This is a genomic window from Bradyrhizobium sp. SBR1B (genome assembly GCF_014198205.1).
GTDB lineage: Bacteria > Pseudomonadota > Alphaproteobacteria > Rhizobiales > Xanthobacteraceae > Bradyrhizobium.
The window spans coordinates 14,799-31,864 of the sequence record NZ_JACIHC010000021.1 but is presented as its reverse complement, the minus strand read 5'-3'; the positions used below and the strand labels follow the sequence as shown (position 1 = coordinate 31,864).

Genomic DNA, 17,066 nt, shown 5'->3' with positions numbered 1-17,066 from the left:
TGAATAGGGCCGCGATCCGCGCCATTGCGAACCGCGGCAGCTTGTTGCGTCGCGTATCAGCGACCGGCGAATTTCGGCGGACGCTTGGCGTTGAAGGCCTCGACGCCTTCCCTGAAATCTTCCGACTGGCGCAGACGGCTGTAGCAATGGCCTTCGAGCTCGATGGCGATGGCGAGCGTCGAATCCTCGGTGTCGTTCAGGAGTTTCTTGGCGGTGCGCTGCGCCAGCGGCGAGAAGCTGCGGAGCTCGTCGACGAGCTTGTCGGTCGCCTTCTCCAGTTCGGAATCGGGCACGCATTCGGTGGCGATGCCCCACTCCAGCGCCTGCTTCGCCGAGATGCGCTTGGAGCGCATCACGATGTCCTTGGTGCGGGTGATGCCGACCATCTTCTGCAGCCGCGCCGACCCGCCGGAGCCCGGGATCTGTCCGAGCTTCTGCTCGGGCAGCGCGTACTGCGTGGTCTCCGAGGCGATACGGAAGTCGCAGGCCAGCGACAGCTCGAAGCCAACGCCGAAGCAATAGCCGCGATTGGCGACGATGACAGGCTTGGCGCAACGCGCCGGCGCGGCGATGTTCCAGGCGAGCTTGGAGACGTGCTCGGGGCTCGCTTCCATGAAGCCTCCGATATTGCCGCCGCTCGAGAAATGCTCGCCCTCTCCGCGCAGCACGATGATGCGCACGCGCGGATCCTCGTCGAGAGTCTCGAAGGTCAGCCGGAGCTGGTCGCGCTGCGGCATCGCCACGACGTTGTAGGGCGGACGTCCCAGGATGATGTCCGCGCGCTCATGCGCCTCATCGATCTCGACTTTGAACCCATCGAGCTTGGCGAGCCGAGGATCGGCAAAAGTATAGGGTGACGGCATTTTCGCTTCCTTCTGTTGATGCGTGACGATCAAGCGCCGTCCGATGGCGGCCGGCGCTCGGTCTCGTATTCTCCGGCGACGAGCAGGCGCCGCAGCAGCTTGCCGACCGGCGATTTCGGAATCGCGTCGACGAAGACGTAGCGGCGCGGCCGCTTGAAATTGGCGAGGCCCGAGGTGCGGCAGAACTTCTCCAGCTCGATCTCGGAAACGTTGCGATTGCGCTTGACGAAGGCGGCGACGACCTTGCCCCATTTTTCGTCGGCGACGCCAACCACCGCGACCTCGTCGACGGCCGGGTGCAGCGACAGGCAGCTCTCGATCTCGACCGGCGAGACGTTCTCGCCGCCGGTGATGATCATGTCGTCGACGCGGCCCGTGACGAACAGGTCGCCGTCCGGATCGATAAAGCCGGTGTCGCCGGTGAAATACCAGCCCTCGCGCAGCGACTTGGCGTCGGCCTCGGGGCGGCGCCAGTAGCCGTCAAAGGCTTCGTCGCCCGCGAGCGTGGCGATGATCTCACCCTCCTCGCCCACCGCGGCAAGCTCCGTCACCGAACGCGCGCCGATGCGCACGACCTTGACGTGCTGGTTCAGCCCGGCCTTGCCCGCCGAGCCGGGTTTTGCCGTAGCGTTCTGATCGATGGTGAAGGTGTAGATCTCGGAACTGCCGTAATGATTGACAAACAGCTCCGGCCTGAAGGCCTCGTTCAGCTTCTTCAGCAGGCCATCCGTCATCGAGGCGCCGGCAAAGCCGAGCTTGCGCACGCTGGAGACGTCGGTCCGGGCAAAGGCCCCGTGATGGACGAGATCGTGATAGAGCGTCGGCACCAGATAGAGATTGGTGATCCCTTCCCGCTCGATCAGCTCCAGCGCCTGGCGGCTGTCATAGCGCGGCAAGCAGATGAAGCTGCCGCCGATCAGCGACATCGCGAGCAACGAGCGGACGCCCATGGTGTGGTAGAGCGGCATCACGCCGAGCGTGCGCTCGCCGCGGCCGTAGAGGTTTTGCGCGACATGGGCGATCGCCGCGGCACGCTCGGCGCGATGACGCCGCGGCACGCCCTTCGGCCGCGAGGTTGTGCCCGATGTGTAGAGCATGATGGACCAGGCATCAGAGTCGACGCACGGCTCGGCGTCGAGCGCGCTGCCCCTGATAAGATCGGCAAAGCCCACCGCGTCGCCTGTGCCCGGATCGACCGACACGCGTAGCACCCGGCCGGCGAGCGCCGAACCCTGCACCGCCTCGGCAGAGACATCCTGGTAGAAAACTGCGCGGGCTTCGGCGTTCTCGATGCAGAAGTCCAGCTCGTCGGCCTTGGCTCGCCAGTTGATCGGGGTGATTACAAGTCCTGCGAACTGGCAGGCCCAATGCAGCGTCGCGGCCTCCCAGCGGTTTTGCAGCAGCGTGACGACGTGGTCGCCGGGCTTGAGGCCCAGGCGGCCGAAGGATGCGACCAAAGCAGAGACCTTGTCGTACCATTGCCGGTAGGTCAGGCGGAGATCGCCGTCGACCAGAGCGATGGCGCGCGGATCGCGCGCGGCGCTGGCCATGAAGCTGCTGGCGAGATCAAGCATCTGACGTCTCTTTTTTTGATGAAGCGAGCTGGGCGGCGGCTTCGAGGGCCGCCTGGATGATCGGCGTGTAGCCGGTGCAGCGGCACAGATGCCCGCTGAGGAGATCGCGAATCTCCGCCTCGGTCGGCGCCGGGTTCCTGGCGAGATAATGATCGAGCGACATCAGGATGCCGGCGGTGCAGAAGCCGCATTGGAGCGCGTGGTGACGGCGGAAGGCCTGTTGCAGTACGCCGAGACGATCGGCCGCGGGTGCAAGCCCTTCAACCGTCCTGATCTCGCAGCCATCGACCTGCGCCGCCAGCGTGAGGCAGGAACGGGTCAGCATGCCGTCGACGACGACCGTGCAGGCGCCGCAGACGCCGTGCTCGCAGCCGACATGGGTGCCGGTGGCGCCCAATCGGTGGCGCAGGAAATCGGACAGCAGCGTCCGAGGTTCGGCTTCCCCCGCGACGGGCTCGCCATTCAGCGAGACGTGGATGGGATGGCGGGCGTCGGATTTGAAACGGCTCATCGGAGAACCTCGCCGATCAGATCGCGGCCGATCATGCGCACGAGGTCGCGGCGATAGCGCGCGGTGGCATGGACGTCGTCGCGGGCGCCGAGCTCGTAGGCAAAGGCGTTGAGGGCATCGTCGACCGCGCTGCCCTCGAGTCGCGGCCAGTCCCGCGCGGTCGGGACGTCCGCAACGCCACCGACCGCGAGGCGGACGCCGGATGGCGTCTTCGTCGCGGCGCAGGCCACGATGGCAAAATCGCCGTGCCGGCGTGCGACCTCGCGGAACGCGAAGCGAGATCCATTGATGACCGGAAGCGAGATGCCTTCGATCAGCTCGTCGTCGCTGCGCGCCGTCAGCATCATGCCGGCGAAGAAATCCTTGGCCGCGACGCGGCGACGGCGCCTGGCACTGCGCAAAAGCACCTCGCCGCCGAGCGCGACCAGCGCGAGCGGCATCTCGGCGCTGGGATCGGCATGCGCGAGCGAGCCGCAGATAGTGCCGCGGCTGCGGGTCTGCATGTGACCGACGCAGGGCAGCGCCAGCGCCACCAGCGGCAATGCCTCGGCCAGATCCGGCCAGGCCAGCAGATCGGCCTGGCGCACGCCGGCACCGATGACGACGGCATCAGTTTTACGCTCGATCTTGCGGAGCTCCGGGATCCGCATGATGTCGATCAGAAGCTTCGGCTTGGCGAGGCGCATGTTGAGCATCGCCATCAGTGACTGTCCGCCGGCGAGCACACGGGCATCGCCGCCTTGTTGCGCCAGCCCGTCAAGGACTTCGCCGACGGTCTCGGCGCGGAGATAGTCAAATGCGGGCGGCTTCATCGGCGCCCCCCGAACAGGCCGGCGACCTTCGCCAGCAGAGCCAACAGCGAGAAGCCGCCCGACGCACCACCACCGCCGGCCCTGCGGGCCAGCGCGGCGAAGAACTGGCCGATGATCACCCGCGTCGCGCCGTCGAGCAGCCGGCCGCCGATGCTTGCGATCTTGCCGCCGATCGCGGCGTCATAGCTGTAGGTCAGCTTCGTCCCGCCGCTGCCGTCGGGCGCGAGCGTGACGCGCCCCTCAGCGCTGCCGAAGCCGAGCGCGCCGGTGGCGCCGCCGCGCAAGGTGACCGCGCGCGGCGGATCGAGATCGAACAGCTCCACGTCGGCGCGATAGCGCCCGGTGACGGGTCCGATGCCGAGCGTGACGTCGGCGCGGAAATGCGTCTCGGTGATCTTGTCGACGCGCTGGCAGCCGGGAATGATCGATTGGAGCGTGGCGGGATCGAGCAGCATGACCCAGACCTGCTCGGGCGTCCCCCTCACCGAGGCCTGCCCTTCGCCGCGAAGCCGCCGATCTGATTCGCGCGCAGGCGCCGCGGCCACGCCATCCGCGGGAGGCGGCGGCTCGGCGCCGCGCACCAGCTCGGCAAGCCGCGCGGGCACCAGCGGCAACGTGATGTCGGCAACGCCGAGCGCGTCCGCAACCGCATTGGCGAGGCACACCGGCGTCGACATGCAATTGCCTTCGCCGACGCCTTTCGCGCCGAGTGGCGTGAACGGCGATGGCGTCTCCATGTGGAAGATCTCGGGCTCCGGCACCTCGGTGGTGGTCGGCAGCAGATAGTCCGCGAGCGTTCCCGTGAGGAAACTGCCGTCCTCGGCGTAGGCATATTCCTCGTAGAGCGCGGCACCGAGCGCCTGCGCGAAGCCGCCACGGATCTGGCCATTGACCATGCCGGGATGCAGGATGGTGCCGCAATCGTGCATGGTGACGTAGCGGTCGATCCGCGTCTGCAGAGTAATGCGGTCGATCTCGACGCCGCAGAAGTCGAAGATGAAGCCATGGCACAGCGAGGAGTTGATGCGGTCGTCCTCGCCGGGCGGCGTCAGCTCCGGCGGTGTCCAGAACACGGTCTCACGGATGGTCTGGCCGGCATCGTCAGGCAGCGAGCCCGGCGACCAATGACTGAGCGCAGCGACGCGCGAGAACGCGATCCGGTTTTCCGGATTTTGTTTTGAGGTCACGAAACCTCTCGCGAACACGATGTCCGCGGCCTCGACGTTGAGTTGGCTGGCAGCAATACGGGCGAGACGGCCGGCGACGCGCTCGGCCGCGATCTTGGCGGTGCCCGCCACCGCCGCAGCAAAACGGCTGGCATAGTTGCCCGACGCGATCGACCAGGCGTCCTTGGCGGTATCGATCTCGGTGTTGACGCGGATATCCTTCGGCTCAAGGCCGAAAACGTCGGCGACCACCTGCGACAGCACGGTGCGATGGCCCTGCCCCTGCGGCACGGAGGCGACGTGAACGGTGACGCTGCCGACCGGATCGAGGCCGACAGTGGCGGTCGCCTGCGCCCCGTTCTTCGGCCCGGCCTTGCGGCGCTCGGCGGCAGTCAGCACCGTTGTGATGTAACCCATATTGGAGACGCTGGGCTCCACCACCGCCGTGAAACCGATCCCGTAGAGACGCCCCTCTGCCCGCGCAGCGTCGCGCCGCGCCTTCAGTTCCGCAAGCCTGCCCTGCTCGACCGCGCGCGCGATCGCGTCCTGGTAGTTGCCGGAATCGAGCAACGCGCCGGTTGCGGTACGATAGGGAAAGGCACCTGCCTCGATCAGATTGCGCTCGATGACATCGAGCGGATCGAGACCGAGCCCGATCGCGATGCGCTGCACCAGGCGTTCCAGCGCGAAATAGACCTGCGGCCCGCCGAAGCCGCGGTTGAGGCCGGTCGGTGTCTTGTTGGTGACGACGACGCGGTTGCGGATCCTGACGTGGCCGATGTCGTAGGCCCCCGTCATGTTGCCGTGCATGCGGTAGAGCGTGGCGGGCTCGGGCGCGCGCAGATGCGCGCCGCAATCCTCGACCTGGTCCCAGTCGAGCGCGAGAATCTTGCCGTCGGCCGCAACCGCCGCGGCCAATGTCGTCGCGCGGTTGGTCGCTGACACCGACGCGGTGAGATGCTCGAGCCGGTCCTCGATCCACTTCACCGGCCGGCCCGTGACGCGCGCCGCAGCTGCGATCAGAACGATGTACGGAAACACACCCTGCTTGACGCCAAAGCTGCCGCCGGAATCCGGCGGCGTGCGCAGCCGCAGCCGATTGCCCGGCACCTTCAGTGCACGCGCAATCACGGTGTGAATGCTGAACGGCCCCTGAAAATTCGCGAGAACCTCAAAGGCATCCTCGCCGGCATCATGCGAGGCGACGACGCCATAAGTCTCGATCGGCGTGCAGGAGTTGCGGGGATAGCGGATGTCGATGGAGAAGCGATGCGGCGCATCCGCAAACGCTTTTTCAGGATCACCGTAGCGGAACGCGCGGTCGCTGGCGAGATTGCCGGGAAAACCGTCGTGCAGGACCGGTGCACCCGGTGCTATCGCCCCGAGCGGGTCGACTGTGGCCGCTCGCGGGCGATACGCGACATTGATGAGTTCGGCTGCATCTTCAGCACGGGCACGATCAGTCGCCACGATCACGGCGACCGGTTCGCCGACATAGCGCACACGCTCGACCGCGATCGGCCAGCACTCGACCGGCGCCTTCACGCCGACGACGAGGCTTGTGGTGACCGCCTTGATCTGCTCGCCGGTCAGGACCGCGGCAACGCCCGGCAGCCGCCTGGCCGCTTCAACGTCGATCGAAACAATATCGGCGTGGGCGTGCGGCGAACGCAGGATCGTCGCATGCAGCGTGCCGGGCTGGACGCCGAGATCGTCGATGAAGCGGCCGCGACCGCTGAGCAGCGCGGCATCCTCGACGCGTTCGATTGAACGCCCGACCCACGGCTTGTCGTCACCCTGATCAACCGAATTTGCGGATTGAACCGCGGCCTGCACCATGTCCCGGCATACCTCCCGACGCGTTCTCTGACGCGACGGCGACGTTTGTCAGGACAGGAGGCGCGAGGGCCATACCGCCCGCTCTCACGACTTACCAAATCGTCTCATTCGAGAGCGTGCAGCGCAATATCAGCCCGCAAGGATCAGCCCGCGAGGCGCGAGACGTTGCGAAATTCGCGCGGGCTGACACCGGCATGATCGCGGAAGAAGCGCGTGAAATGCGCAGGCTCCGGAAAGCCGAAGCGCTCGCTGAGCTCGCCGAGCGGCGTGTCCTCGCGCATCACCGCGTCGAGTGCGCGCTCCATGCGGACGACGTTGAGGTAAAGCTTTGGCGAAACGCCGAGCGAGGTCTCGAACAGGCGGAAGAACTGCGCGCGCGACAGGCCCGCGCCCTTCACGAACTGATCGACGTTGGCATAGGAATCGTTCACGCGCATCGCGTCCATCGCGCGGCGGATCCGCCAGTCGCAGCTCACCGCGCTCATGCCGCGGATCGAGGTCGGAAAGCTGCGCCAGGGCGTGAAGCGCTCGATCACCGCGATCATGAGGTCCGAAAGGGTCTGCTCGTGGGTTCGCACCGCATCGGGATTCGCCATCATTTCGGCCGCAAGATGCAGCGTGAGTTGCCGAATGCGCGGCGAGACTTCGCCCGAGGGCCGCTCGAAAAAGCCCGGCGCGCCACTCGCGGCCCATCCGGGCCGGAACTCCTTCAGCCATTCCGGCTCGATATAGAGCGCCATGATGAGCGTGCGCGGGCGATTGACGTCATGCACATAGGCATGCGGCTTCCAGCCGTCGACCAGAACGGCGGCCGTGTCCGTCAGCGGCGTGACCTGGTCACCGACCAGAAACTGGGTGTCGGCGCCCTCGACCTTGAGCAGGACGTGGCAGTGATGATGAGCGTGGCGGACCAGCGAACGGTCCATGTCGAGCAGAGCGACCCTGCCGAAAGCGCCATGAGCGATGCGCAGGGCCGTCGACATCAGTTTCTTCCTCCCGGCGTTGCGCCGCAAAATGGTTGCCTTGTTGGTGCGGCATTATAGGCCGCCCCAGCTACATATTCCAACGGCGCAAACGGACGCAAGGCGCTTCCGGGCGGCAACCCGCTCACATCCGCGCCTCCGCAAGAAGGCGCGCGACCGCAGCGCCCGGATCGGCCTGCAGGGCTGTCGTCAAGTCGACGTCCTCCTCGCCCTTGACGCGGATGCGCTTGAAGGCGAGCTCGGACGCCCTGACCGGCGCGGTCGCGTCGAGGCCCATCTTGGCGCCGATACCGTCATCCGTGGTCGGATCAAGTTTCGAGCCGAGCGCGCCGGCGACGACCATGAGATCGCGGTCGGCCTGGAAGCGCGTCGCCACCGCCCATTCGATCTCCTCGGAGGAAGAGATATCGACATCCTTGTCGACCACAACCACCTGCTTGATGTCGTAATGCGCGCCGAAGGCGCACATCATGACGTTCTTCGGCTCGCCGTCATTGGTCTTGTCCATCTTGATCGCGAGATGGTAGCGGCAGGTGCCGCCGCGCGTGAGGCGAACATCCAGCACGGACGGGAAGCTGCGGCGCAGATGCTGGAGCAGCGTCGCTTCGCGCGGCACGCCGCCGAGGATCAGGTGCTCGAAGCCGCCGCCGACGATGGTATGGAAGATCGGCGCCGCGCGATGCGTGATCGCATCGACTTCGATCACCTCGCGATTGGCGCGCGGGCCGTAATATTGCGGGAATTCCCCGAACGGACCCTCCGGCTCGCGTACGCCTTGCAGAATCCGTCCTTCAATCACGATCTCCGCATGGGCGGGAACGCGAACCGAATTGGTGCGACATTTGACGACGTCCACGGGCGAGCCGAGCAGCGCGCCCGCAATCGCCATCTCGTCCTCGTCAAGCGCAGCAATCGCCTGCGAAGCCAGCAGCAGCGCCGGATGCGCGCCGATGACGATAGCGATCTCCAGCGCTTGGCCCAGCTCCTCCGCGAGACGATAGTAAGAGAAAGTGTGCCGCGGCAGTAGCAGAACGCCGATACGATTCCTGCTGCTGACCTGACAACGATGAATCGAAACGTTCTGAACGCCGGTCCTCGGATTGCGGGCGATCAGCAGGCCGGCCGTGATATAGGGACCGCTATCGCGTTCATTGTGCTTCGGCACTGGAAGCTGTCGGAGCAGATCAACGTCGTCGTGAACGACCTCTTGCACTGGACCGTCGGGAACTTCGCGGGTCGGCAGCGGATTGCTTGCGGCGGCAAGGAATCGTGGCAGCAACTGGTCCTCGGTGACGCCGATGGAATCGGCGACCCAATCACGGCCGGCAAACAGGTTGGCGATGACGGGAATTTCGTGCCCGTCGGGGCGCGGGAACAGCACCGCGCTGTCGCGCTCCAGCCGCTTCGCGATAGCGGCGAGCTCATCGGTCAACGCAATGCCCTCGCGGGCAATCGCGAGCTTGCCGCGCTCGGCGAGGTAAGCGAGCCAGGCACGCAGATCGGCCGGTGCGTTCGTGCTCTTCGCCGAATTTTGCATTCGCATGACGTATCTTTCCTCGGCCGTTCGGGTCAGGGCGCGATCTTGCGCAGCGACGGCGAGCGGCGCTTGAGCGCTTCGTCCTCGCCCCAGCGACGCACCACGCCGATATCGATATCGAAGAGGTCGAGCACCCGGCCGACGGTGTGCTCGACCATGTCGTCGAGATTCTCGGGTTTTGCGTAGAAGGCGGGCACAGGTGGCGCGATGATCGCGCCCATCTCTGATAGAACCGTCATCGTCCTGAGATGCCCGGAGTGCAGCGGGGTCTCGCGCACCATCAGCACCAGGCGCCGGCGCTCCTTGAGCACAACATCGGCGGCGCGGGTCAAAAGCGTCGTGGTGACGCCCGAGGCGATCTCGGACATCGAGCGCATCGAGCACGGCGCCACGATCATGCCGGCGGTACGGAACGAGCCGCTCGAGATTGCCGAAGCCATGTCGTCGATCGCATGGCTGACATTGGCGAGCTCCCTCACCTCCGCGATCTTCAGGTCGGTCTCGTAGGCAAAGGTCTGCTCGGCCGTCTTCGACATCACCAGGTGAGTCTCGACGCCGGCATTGCGCAGGAGTTGCAGCAGGCGCACGCCATAGGTGACGCTCGAGGCGCCGGAAATGCCGATGATCATGCGCTTGGGCGCTGCGTGCTGCATATGTCTGATTTCGCTCCCGTAGGCACGTACCCTCGAGGTCACGTGGCCGGCCGCAAAACTAGGCAATCTCTGCCATCACAACAAATAATGATTGATTATATCATTCATCATCAGAGATGATGGATCGCGAGCGAGTTGGCGAACGAAGGACTGGCCTCGTGGAACTCAGGCAGATGCAATATTTCCTGTGCCTGGCCGATGAAAAGAACGTCACGCGGGCCGCGCGCCGGCTCAACATCGTGCAGCCGGCGCTCAGCATGCAAATCGCCAAGCTCGAGGCCGAGCTCGGCCAAAAGCTGTTCGACCGCAGCGTCCAGGGCATGACGCTGACCAGCGCCGGCGAGGCGCTGGTGCGGCTGACGGCGCCTATCGTGCGCGATGCCGAGTATGCGCGCCAGGAGATGGCCCAGATCGGCGGGCGGATTTCGGGCCGCGTCTCGGTCGGCCTCATCACCTCGGTCGCGCAGAGCACCATGGCAAGCTCGTCGGCGACCGTCGCGCGCCGCTATCCCGAGATCATCCTCTCCGCGTGCGAAGGCTACACCGAAACGCTGGTCGACTGGGTCAACAGCGGCCAGCTCGATTTCGCGCTGATCAACGTGCCGCGCCGAAGGATGCCGCTCGCCGCGCATCACATCATGGACGAGGAAATGGTGTTCGTCTGCCGCAAGGACGGCCCGATCAAGCCGCCCGCAAAACTGCGCTTCGACCACATCGCGAATTTCGATCTGGTGCTACCATCCAAGCGCCACGGACTGCGGCTGATCCTCGATGAGCACGCCGCAGCCCTCGGCATCGACCTGCGGCCGCGCCTGGAGCTCGACACGCTGCCCGCCCTCTGCGACGTGATCGCGACCACCGACTTCGCGACCGTGCTGCCGACCATCGCGCTCCGGCAGTCACTGGCAAGCGGAACCATTCGAGCCCATCGTTTCGACGCGCAACGGATCGTTCGCTCGATCGCCTGGGTGCATCACCCGCGGCGAGCGGTCTCGGTTGCGGCCAAGGCCGTGCTGGACGTCATCAGCCACGATCTGGCGCAGGCCGCCGCGGTGGCAAAGGAGTTGGCTGAACCTGGCTCCGGCCGCGCAGCCTCGTCATCCCGCAAGCGGCGTCACAAGGCTGGGAAGATGATTTCCTGAATTCCGAACGCTCATTCGGACAAGATGTCGCGCCCGTTGCAAAATGAGACGGGTTGGTAAGTTTCGAGACGAGCCGGCATGACGGTCACGTCAAGCCGCTAACTACGGTCCAGGCGCAGAAAATCGCGGCCTGGCGCTCCTCCCGGACATTCTTGTCACGGACGCTCCCAAGGCTTGCAGAACAAGACACGGTCGGGAGATTCAGTCCGAGATGGCAAGGTTCGGTCACAGCAAGATCACGGACGGCACAGCGCCGCGCGTTGAAGGATTTCACCCTGACCGCAGGTCTTTGCTCTCGCTCGGCCTGGGCGCAGCTCTCTCCGCCACCGGGCCGCGTCCTGCGCAAGCGCAAGACTACCCCGCGCGTCCGATCCAGGTGCTCGTGCCCTTCGCAGGCGGCAGCGCCAGCGACGTCATCACGCGCATCCTCCTTAACCGCATGTCGGCGTCATTGGGACAGGCCTTCGTGGTCGACAATCGCCCTGGAGCCGGCGGCAATATCGGTACCGCGGCCGCTGCACATGCCGCCCCGGACGGCTACACGCTGCTGATGAGCACCTCGGGCCCACTGGCCGCGAACCGATCATTGTACAAGGAGCTGCCCTACGATCCGCTGAAGGATCTTGCCCCGATCGGACTGTTTGCCACGCTGCCGAATGTCATTGTGATCAATTCGAGGCTGCCGCCGAAATCGCTGCGCGAACTGATCGAGTACACCAAGGCGCGCCCCCGGGAGCTGAACTACGGGACGGTCGGAGTCGGCTCGTCGCAGCACCTCGCGGCCGCCTATTTCGAGCAGCTCACAGGCACCGAGATAACCCACGTTCCTTACCGCAACATCGCCGCTTACACGCCGGACTTCATCGCGGGCCAAGTCCCACTGGGCTTCCAGCTCTTGCCGAACGTCATCGGTCTGATCAGGAGCGGCGACGCGCGCCCGCTCGCGGTTGCCAGCGACAAACGCATGACGGCGCTGCCGGACGTGCCGACCGCGGCCGAGGCTGGCCTGAAGGATTACGAGAGCGCGGCGTGGCTTGCCCTGCTCGCGCCCGCGGGCACCGGCACCGCCGTTATCGACAAGCTCTATGCCGCCATGATCGAAGCCATGAACGATCCGAAGGTGCGTACCCTCTTGGTGGAGCAGGGCGCCGAGCCCCTGGTAATGGACCCCCGAGGTCTTAAGGATTTCATGACCGCGGAAACCAAGAAATGGGCCGGGATCATCAAGAAGATCGGCATCGAGCCGATGTGACTTACAGCTTTTGGGTAGTCGTCAGCCGCTTCCGCGTGATCCGCTATCCGCGCTCTGCTCGCCCAAAGCTCGCTCGCTGACCGGCCCGCGCCTGGCTCAACGCTGCGGCGCTCGCGGTATGAGCTCGCGTTACGGCAGATTGTCCCGCAGAAAAATGTCGATGCGGATGCGCTCCTGGTCGGCGCTGATTGGCTCGCCCGAACAGTGCGCGAGCAGAATGCGTGCCGCGGAGCGCGCCTCGTGCCCGGGATCCTGATTGATCACGGCATCGAGGGTGCCGCGAACCAGGAAACGCCGTGTGTATTGGGTCAGCTCATGGGTAATCCAGACCACTTCGCGAGCGCGGCCCGAAGCCTCGAGCGCATCGGCGATGCCGCGGTTTCCGGCACCGCAGCAGTATATGCCGCGAAGATCTGCATGGCGCGCGAGCAGCGCGGCCGTGAGCTCCCGTGTGCGATCGCTATCGTCGCGGCCCTCGATGACCGGCAGCGCGGGCAGGTTTGGATACTCGCTGGACAGGATCTGGTGGAAACCGAACTGCCGTTCGGTGTGATCGCGCAGCGACAGCGATCCCGCGATCACCGCGACCGTCCCCTCGCGCCCGGCGAGGAAGCGCCCCATCAGCGTCGCGGCAGTGCGGCCTGCGGCGGGATTGTCGATGCCGACATAGTGCAGGCGGCGCGAGCTTGGCGCGTCCGACACGAGGGTCACCACGGCGACCCCGCGTCCGACGAGCTCGTCGATCGCGGCCCGAACCCTGGGATGATCGAGCGCGATGACGGCAACGCCCTGGTAGGCCGGCGACAGGGTCTCCAGCGCGCCGGCGAGCACATCCGCATCGAACACATCGACATGGAGAATGTCGATGAAGCCGCGCTGGCCGGCGAGCCAGTCCGCGGTGCGCAGGACCTGCTCGCTCAGATTGGTCATGAAGCTGTTGCTGCCGGTCGGCAGCACGAAGGCGAAGCGGAATGTTTGCCCACGGGCGAGCCGCGCCGCCGCGAGGTCGGCGCGATAGCCGAGTTTTGCCACCGCGGCCTCGACACGCGCGACGGTCTTGGCGCGCACGCCCTCGCGCCGGTTGACGACTCGATCGACGGTCGCAAGCGAAACGCCGGCCGCACGCGCGACGTCCTCGAGCGTGGCGCGAATCGCCGGCTGCGTCGCCCCACCCGTCATTCGCGCGCCGCCCACAGCATGCCGCGGGTCATCAGTGTCCGGATCTCCGGCACGTCGAGCTCGTAGGCACGGTGGCCGAGCGAAGAATAGAACACCCTACCCGCGCCGTAGCGCTTCTTCCAGACCACGGGCATCACCACACCCTCGATCCACGGGGCGTGCTCGCCGGTGAAGGTCGTCGTCGCCAGCACCTCGTTGGCGGGGTCGACATGCATGTAATACTGCTCGGAACGATGTTCGAAACTGTTCAGGCCCTTCATGATGGGGTCATCCGGCTTCGTCAAGTCGACCTTGTAGTCGATGATGTTGCCGGGATGGGCAACCCACTGCCCGCCGCACATGAACTGGTAGTCGACGGAATCGCGGAACGCGTCGCACATGCCGCCATGATGGCCGGCGAGCCCGACGCCGCTCCGCACCGCCGCGCAGAGATTGAGCGCTTCCGCCTTCTCGATCTTCGACATCGTGTAGATCGGGATGATCAGCGACATGTCGTGGATCTCAGGATCGGCGAATGCCGCCGTCGTCGTCTCGATCCGCACCTCGAAACCTTCCGCCCTCAGCCAGCCGCGAATCATCGAGGCGCAGAGATCCGGATCGTGTCCCGGCCAGCCGCCCCATACAATCATTGCTTTGCGCATGGTCATTCCCTCAGTCGACCTGTCCCGTTTCACGTCCCGCCGGCAGCATCGCCGGCCGCTCGACGCTGCTCTCGATCTTGACGCGGCGCCCTTCATCGGCGGAGGTTTGGAACGCCTCCATCACCTCCAGCACGTGGAACGCAAGCGCGCCGCTGGCGCGGTGCGGTCGGTTGTTCAGGATCGCGGACGCCATGTCGGCGACCCCGATGGAGCGGAACTCGCCTTCGACATGGCCGTGCGTCCACGGCATTGTTTCCCATTCGCCGCCGGTCCTGGCGAGGTGCACCTCGCCGCCGAAGCGGTTCGGGTCCGGCACCTGCAGGCTGCCCTTGTCGCCATAGATCTCGATCGGCGCGTGCCGGTGCTTCGGTACATCAAAGCTCATCGCGATCGAGATGACCGCTCCGCTCTCGAATTCAAGCGTGCCCGCGACATGGGTCGAAACCTCGACCGGGATCAGCGTGCCGTTCATCGGCTGGCTGGTAACCAGGCGCTCGGATCGCGGCCGCGCCGTCGAGCCCATCACGCTCGCGACCGGGCCGAGCAATTGCACGAGATCGGTGATGTAGTACGGCCCCATGTCGAGCATCGGCCCGCCGCCGCGCAAGTAATAGAAGCCCGGCGCCGGGTGCCAGCGCTCATGGCCGGGGCAGCCGAAGAAGGCACTGCCCGCCACCGGCGTGCCGATCGCACCGTCGTCGATCAGCTTGCGGGCGGTCTGATGCCCGCCGCCAAGGAACGTGTCGGGCGCGCAGCCGACGCGCAGGTTCTTCTGTGCGGCGAGATCGATCACCTTGCGGGCTTCGGCGGCGTTGATGCCGAGCGGCTTCTCGGAATGGACATGCTTTCCGGCATTCAGCACCGCGAGACTGACATCAGTGTGTGCCAGCGGCACCGTGAGATTGATGACGACCTCGACGTCATCGCGTTTGAGTAATTGATCGACCCGCATCGCCGGCAGCCCGAAAACGGCACCCTGCCGCTCCGCGACTTCACTGCGCATATCGGCGAGCGCCCTGACCTCCATGACCGGGAAGCGTTGCGCCGCCTTGAGGTAGGCGGTGCTGATGACACCGCAGCCGATGATTCCAATTCCGACTTTTCTCATTGTGATCTCCGTAAGGGTTCGTTCATCCCTTGACCGCACCCGCAGTGAGGCCGGCAACGATGTGCTTCTGCGCCAGAAGGAAGAGAATGATCGTCGGCAGGATGGTCAACGTGATGAAGGCCAGGATCAGGTGCCATTCGGACGAATACTCGCCCTGATAGACCATGATGCCGAGCGGCCAGGGATAGAGCGCATCCGTGTTGAGCATCACCAGCGGCAACAGATAGGCGTTCCAGCTGTTGACGAAGGTGATGGTCCCGACGGTCGCCAGGATCGGCCGCGACAGCGGCAACGTCACATAGCGGAAGAACTTGATGTAGCTGCAGCCGTCGACCAGCGCAGCCTCGAGCAGTTCGTAGGGAATGTCCTTGAAGAACCGCCGTAGCAGCAGCACGCTCATCGCGAGGCTGAAGGCCACCTGCGGCAACGCAACGCCGAAATAGGTATCGAGCAGCCCGAGATCGCGCACCTTGATGAACAGCGGAAGCACCGCGGTCGCCGCCGGAAACAGCAGGCCGAGCGTGAGATAGCTCAGCAGCATCGAGCTGCCGTAGAACTTGACATGGGCAAAGGTGAACGCCGCCATCGATGCGGTGATCAGGGTCAACACCACCGCGAGCGACGATATGATCAGCGAGTTGCGCAGGAGCTGCCAGTAGCGCGCGGAGAACAGGATGTCGGAGTAATTCTGCCATTCCCATTGACGCGGCAAACCGAACGGGTTGACGCGCAATTCGCCGAGCGATTTGAAGCCGCCGAGCAACGTCGCGAGCAGCGGCACCAGCACGAAGATGGCCACGATGGCGAGGAACACGGCCTTGAACAGCACGGCAGGATCGACCGGGCTGCGGGAAATCTTCGCACTATTCATCGCGCATGAACCAACGCTTGTAGGTAAAGGCAAAGGTCACGCAGATCGCGAACAGGATGACGCCGATGGCGCTGCCATAGCCGACCCGCATGCGCGAGATGCCGTTGTTGTAGAGGAAGCTCACCATCGTGTTCGAGGAGTCCGCAGGCCCCCCGCGTGTCAGCGGCATGACGAGGTCGAACAGCTGCAGCGAGCCGACAATGGCGAAAAACACCGAGAGGCGGATCGTCGGATAGAGCAAGGGAATGACGACATGGCGCAGGGCTTGCCAGCGCGTCGCACCGTCAATGCGTGCCGCCTCGATCAGGCTCTTGTCGAGACTCTGGAGCGCCGCGATGAACAGCATCATGTGGAAGCCAAAATACTTCCACACGATCACGATCAGCACGGCCAGCATCGACGTGTCGGTCGAGGCCAGCAGATGCGGCGGCTCGGCGCCGAAGCTGCGCCAGATCGAGGCGACGAGGCCGTAATCGCCGTCATAGACGAAGCTGAAGATCAGCCCGGTCGCGATCTCGGCCAGGATATAGGGCATGAAGAACAGCATGCGCAGCGCCACCGACCCGCGAAAGCGTTCGGCGAGCATCAAGGCGAGCGTCAGCGCGAGCGGAAGCTGGATCGCGAGCGAGACCGCAATAATCAGCCCATTGTTGCGCAGCGCGAGCCAGAAGGCGCGCGTCTCCAGCACGAAGCGGTAATTGTCGAAGCCGATCCAGTTGGTCGGCCTGCCGAACCCGTTCCAATTGAAGGCCGAATACCAGGCGGCCTCGCCGATCGGCAGCACCACGAACAGCGTGAATAACAGCAGCGCCGGCGGCAGGAACAAGATCAGAACCGTGAAGCGGCCGTCCCAGGCCGGGCCGCGGACCGCGAGCGAAGAGAACGGTGTCCCCGCAACGCCAATCGCGGGCGAATTCGCGATACGCCGCGCCACC

General features: G+C 65.3%; 15 protein-coding genes. 2 read left to right on the top strand and 13 right to left on the bottom strand.

What is annotated here, in order from left to right:
- Window positions 1-56 precede the first annotated feature (56 nt).
- The 8 genes from GGD61_RS34190 to GGD61_RS34155 form a co-directional block, all read right to left on the bottom strand.
- Window positions 57-863, bottom strand: a complete 807-nt coding sequence (locus tag GGD61_RS34190; RefSeq protein ID WP_092261952.1) for an enoyl-CoA hydratase/isomerase family protein — start codon at window positions 861-863, stop codon at window positions 57-59.
- Window positions 864-892: 29 nt separating this feature from the next.
- Window positions 893-2,437 (bottom strand): AMP-binding protein, encoded by a 1,545-nt coding sequence (locus GGD61_RS34185; RefSeq protein WP_092261888.1) that lies wholly within the window; start codon window positions 2,435-2,437, stop codon window positions 893-895.
- On the bottom strand, window positions 2,430-2,948 hold the full coding sequence (locus GGD61_RS34180) for a (2Fe-2S)-binding protein (protein WP_092261887.1): 519 nt from the start codon (window positions 2,946-2,948) through the stop codon (window positions 2,430-2,432). Before GGD61_RS34180 ends, GGD61_RS34185 begins: the two co-directional genes overlap by 8 nt.
- Window positions 2,945-3,760, bottom strand: a complete 816-nt coding sequence (locus GGD61_RS34175; protein WP_092261886.1) for a xanthine dehydrogenase family protein subunit M — start codon at window positions 3,758-3,760, stop codon at window positions 2,945-2,947. Before GGD61_RS34175 ends, GGD61_RS34180 begins: the two co-directional genes overlap by 4 nt.
- On the bottom strand, window positions 3,757-6,765 hold the full coding sequence (locus GGD61_RS34170; RefSeq protein WP_092261885.1) for a molybdopterin cofactor-binding domain-containing protein: 3,009 nt from the start codon (window positions 6,763-6,765) through the stop codon (window positions 3,757-3,759). The genes GGD61_RS34175 and GGD61_RS34170 overlap by 4 nt, the downstream gene beginning before the upstream one ends.
- A gap of 143 nt (window positions 6,766-6,908) precedes the next feature.
- Window positions 6,909-7,748 carry a helix-turn-helix transcriptional regulator gene (locus GGD61_RS34165; protein WP_091952531.1) on the bottom strand — a complete coding sequence of 280 codons (840 nt, stop codon included), beginning with the start codon at window positions 7,746-7,748 and terminating at the stop codon, window positions 6,909-6,911.
- Window positions 7,749-7,872: 124 nt separating this feature from the next.
- Window positions 7,873-9,291, bottom strand: coding sequence for a UbiD family decarboxylase (locus tag GGD61_RS34160; RefSeq protein ID WP_092261884.1), 1,419 nt, complete (start codon window positions 9,289-9,291; stop codon window positions 7,873-7,875).
- Window positions 9,292-9,317: 26 nt separating this feature from the next.
- Entirely contained in the window at window positions 9,318-9,938 is a 621-nt protein-coding gene (locus GGD61_RS34155; protein WP_183231929.1) for a UbiX family flavin prenyltransferase, read from the bottom strand.
- Window positions 9,939-10,111: 173 nt separating this feature from the next.
- On the opposite strand from GGD61_RS34155, the gene GGD61_RS34150 reads away from it, so the two are divergent.
- Window positions 10,112-11,080: a LysR family transcriptional regulator gene (locus GGD61_RS34150; protein ID WP_177237467.1), complete on the top strand. Its 969-nt coding sequence runs from the start codon at window positions 10,112-10,114 to the stop codon at window positions 11,078-11,080.
- 211 nt (window positions 11,081-11,291) lie between these two features.
- On the top strand, window positions 11,292-12,332 hold the full coding sequence (locus GGD61_RS34145) for a tripartite tricarboxylate transporter substrate binding protein (protein ID WP_092261881.1): 1,041 nt from the start codon (window positions 11,292-11,294) through the stop codon (window positions 12,330-12,332).
- 129 nt (window positions 12,333-12,461) lie between these two features.
- Here the strand turns inward: GGD61_RS34145 and GGD61_RS34140 are convergent, their stop codons facing one another.
- Genes GGD61_RS34140 through GGD61_RS34120 form a run of 5 tightly spaced genes read right to left on the bottom strand, consistent with a single transcriptional unit; the run spans window position 12,462 to window position 17,065 of the window.
- Complete coding sequence (locus GGD61_RS34140) at window positions 12,462-13,511, bottom strand: LacI family DNA-binding transcriptional regulator (RefSeq protein ID WP_026201594.1); 1,050 nt, start codon at window positions 13,509-13,511, stop codon at window positions 12,462-12,464.
- Window positions 13,508-14,152: a ThuA domain-containing protein gene (locus tag GGD61_RS34135; protein WP_026201593.1), complete on the bottom strand. Its 645-nt coding sequence runs from the start codon at window positions 14,150-14,152 to the stop codon at window positions 13,508-13,510. The genes GGD61_RS34140 and GGD61_RS34135 overlap by 4 nt, the downstream gene beginning before the upstream one ends.
- A gap of 10 nt (window positions 14,153-14,162) precedes the next feature.
- Window positions 14,163-15,260, bottom strand: coding sequence for a Gfo/Idh/MocA family protein (locus GGD61_RS34130; RefSeq protein ID WP_018316060.1), 1,098 nt, complete (start codon window positions 15,258-15,260; stop codon window positions 14,163-14,165).
- A gap of 22 nt (window positions 15,261-15,282) precedes the next feature.
- Entirely contained in the window at window positions 15,283-16,131 is an 849-nt protein-coding gene (locus GGD61_RS34125; protein ID WP_092261880.1) for a carbohydrate ABC transporter permease, read from the bottom strand.
- Entirely contained in the window at window positions 16,124-17,065 is a 942-nt protein-coding gene (locus tag GGD61_RS34120; protein WP_092261879.1) for a carbohydrate ABC transporter permease, read from the bottom strand. Before GGD61_RS34120 ends, GGD61_RS34125 begins: the two co-directional genes overlap by 8 nt.
- Window position 17,066 lies beyond the last annotated feature (1 nt).

Bases quoted from the DNA above. Each gene is read 5' to 3' on its own strand.
- GGD61_RS34190 (WP_092261952.1), bottom strand. From the start codon at position 863: ATGCCGTCACCCTATACTTTTGCCGATCCTCGGCTCGCCAAGCTCGAT.
- GGD61_RS34185 (WP_092261888.1), bottom strand. From the start codon at position 2,437: ATGCTTGATCTCGCCAGCAGCTTCATGGCCAGCGCCGCGCGCGATCCG.
- GGD61_RS34180 (WP_092261887.1), bottom strand. From the start codon at position 2,948: ATGAGCCGTTTCAAATCCGACGCCCGCCATCCCATCCACGTCTCGCTG.
- GGD61_RS34175 (WP_092261886.1), bottom strand. From the start codon at position 3,760: ATGAAGCCGCCCGCATTTGACTATCTCCGCGCCGAGACCGTCGGCGAA.
- GGD61_RS34170 (WP_092261885.1), bottom strand. From the start codon at position 6,765: ATGGTGCAGGCCGCGGTTCAATCCGCAAATTCGGTTGATCAGGGTGAC.
- GGD61_RS34165 (WP_091952531.1), bottom strand. From the start codon at position 7,748: ATGTCGACGGCCCTGCGCATCGCTCATGGCGCTTTCGGCAGGGTCGCT.
- GGD61_RS34160 (WP_092261884.1), bottom strand. From the start codon at position 9,291: ATGCGAATGCAAAATTCGGCGAAGAGCACGAACGCACCGGCCGATCTG.
- GGD61_RS34155 (WP_183231929.1), bottom strand. From the start codon at position 9,938: ATGCAGCACGCAGCGCCCAAGCGCATGATCATCGGCATTTCCGGCGCC.
- GGD61_RS34150 (WP_177237467.1), top strand. From the start codon at position 10,112: ATGCAATATTTCCTGTGCCTGGCCGATGAAAAGAACGTCACGCGGGCC.
- GGD61_RS34145 (WP_092261881.1), top strand. From the start codon at position 11,292: ATGGCAAGGTTCGGTCACAGCAAGATCACGGACGGCACAGCGCCGCGC.
- GGD61_RS34140 (WP_026201594.1), bottom strand. From the start codon at position 13,511: ATGACGGGTGGGGCGACGCAGCCGGCGATTCGCGCCACGCTCGAGGAC.
- GGD61_RS34135 (WP_026201593.1), bottom strand. From the start codon at position 14,152: ATGCGCAAAGCAATGATTGTATGGGGCGGCTGGCCGGGACACGATCCG.
- GGD61_RS34130 (WP_018316060.1), bottom strand. From the start codon at position 15,260: ATGAGAAAAGTCGGAATTGGAATCATCGGCTGCGGTGTCATCAGCACC.
- GGD61_RS34125 (WP_092261880.1), bottom strand. From the start codon at position 16,131: ATGAATAGTGCGAAGATTTCCCGCAGCCCGGTCGATCCTGCCGTGCTG.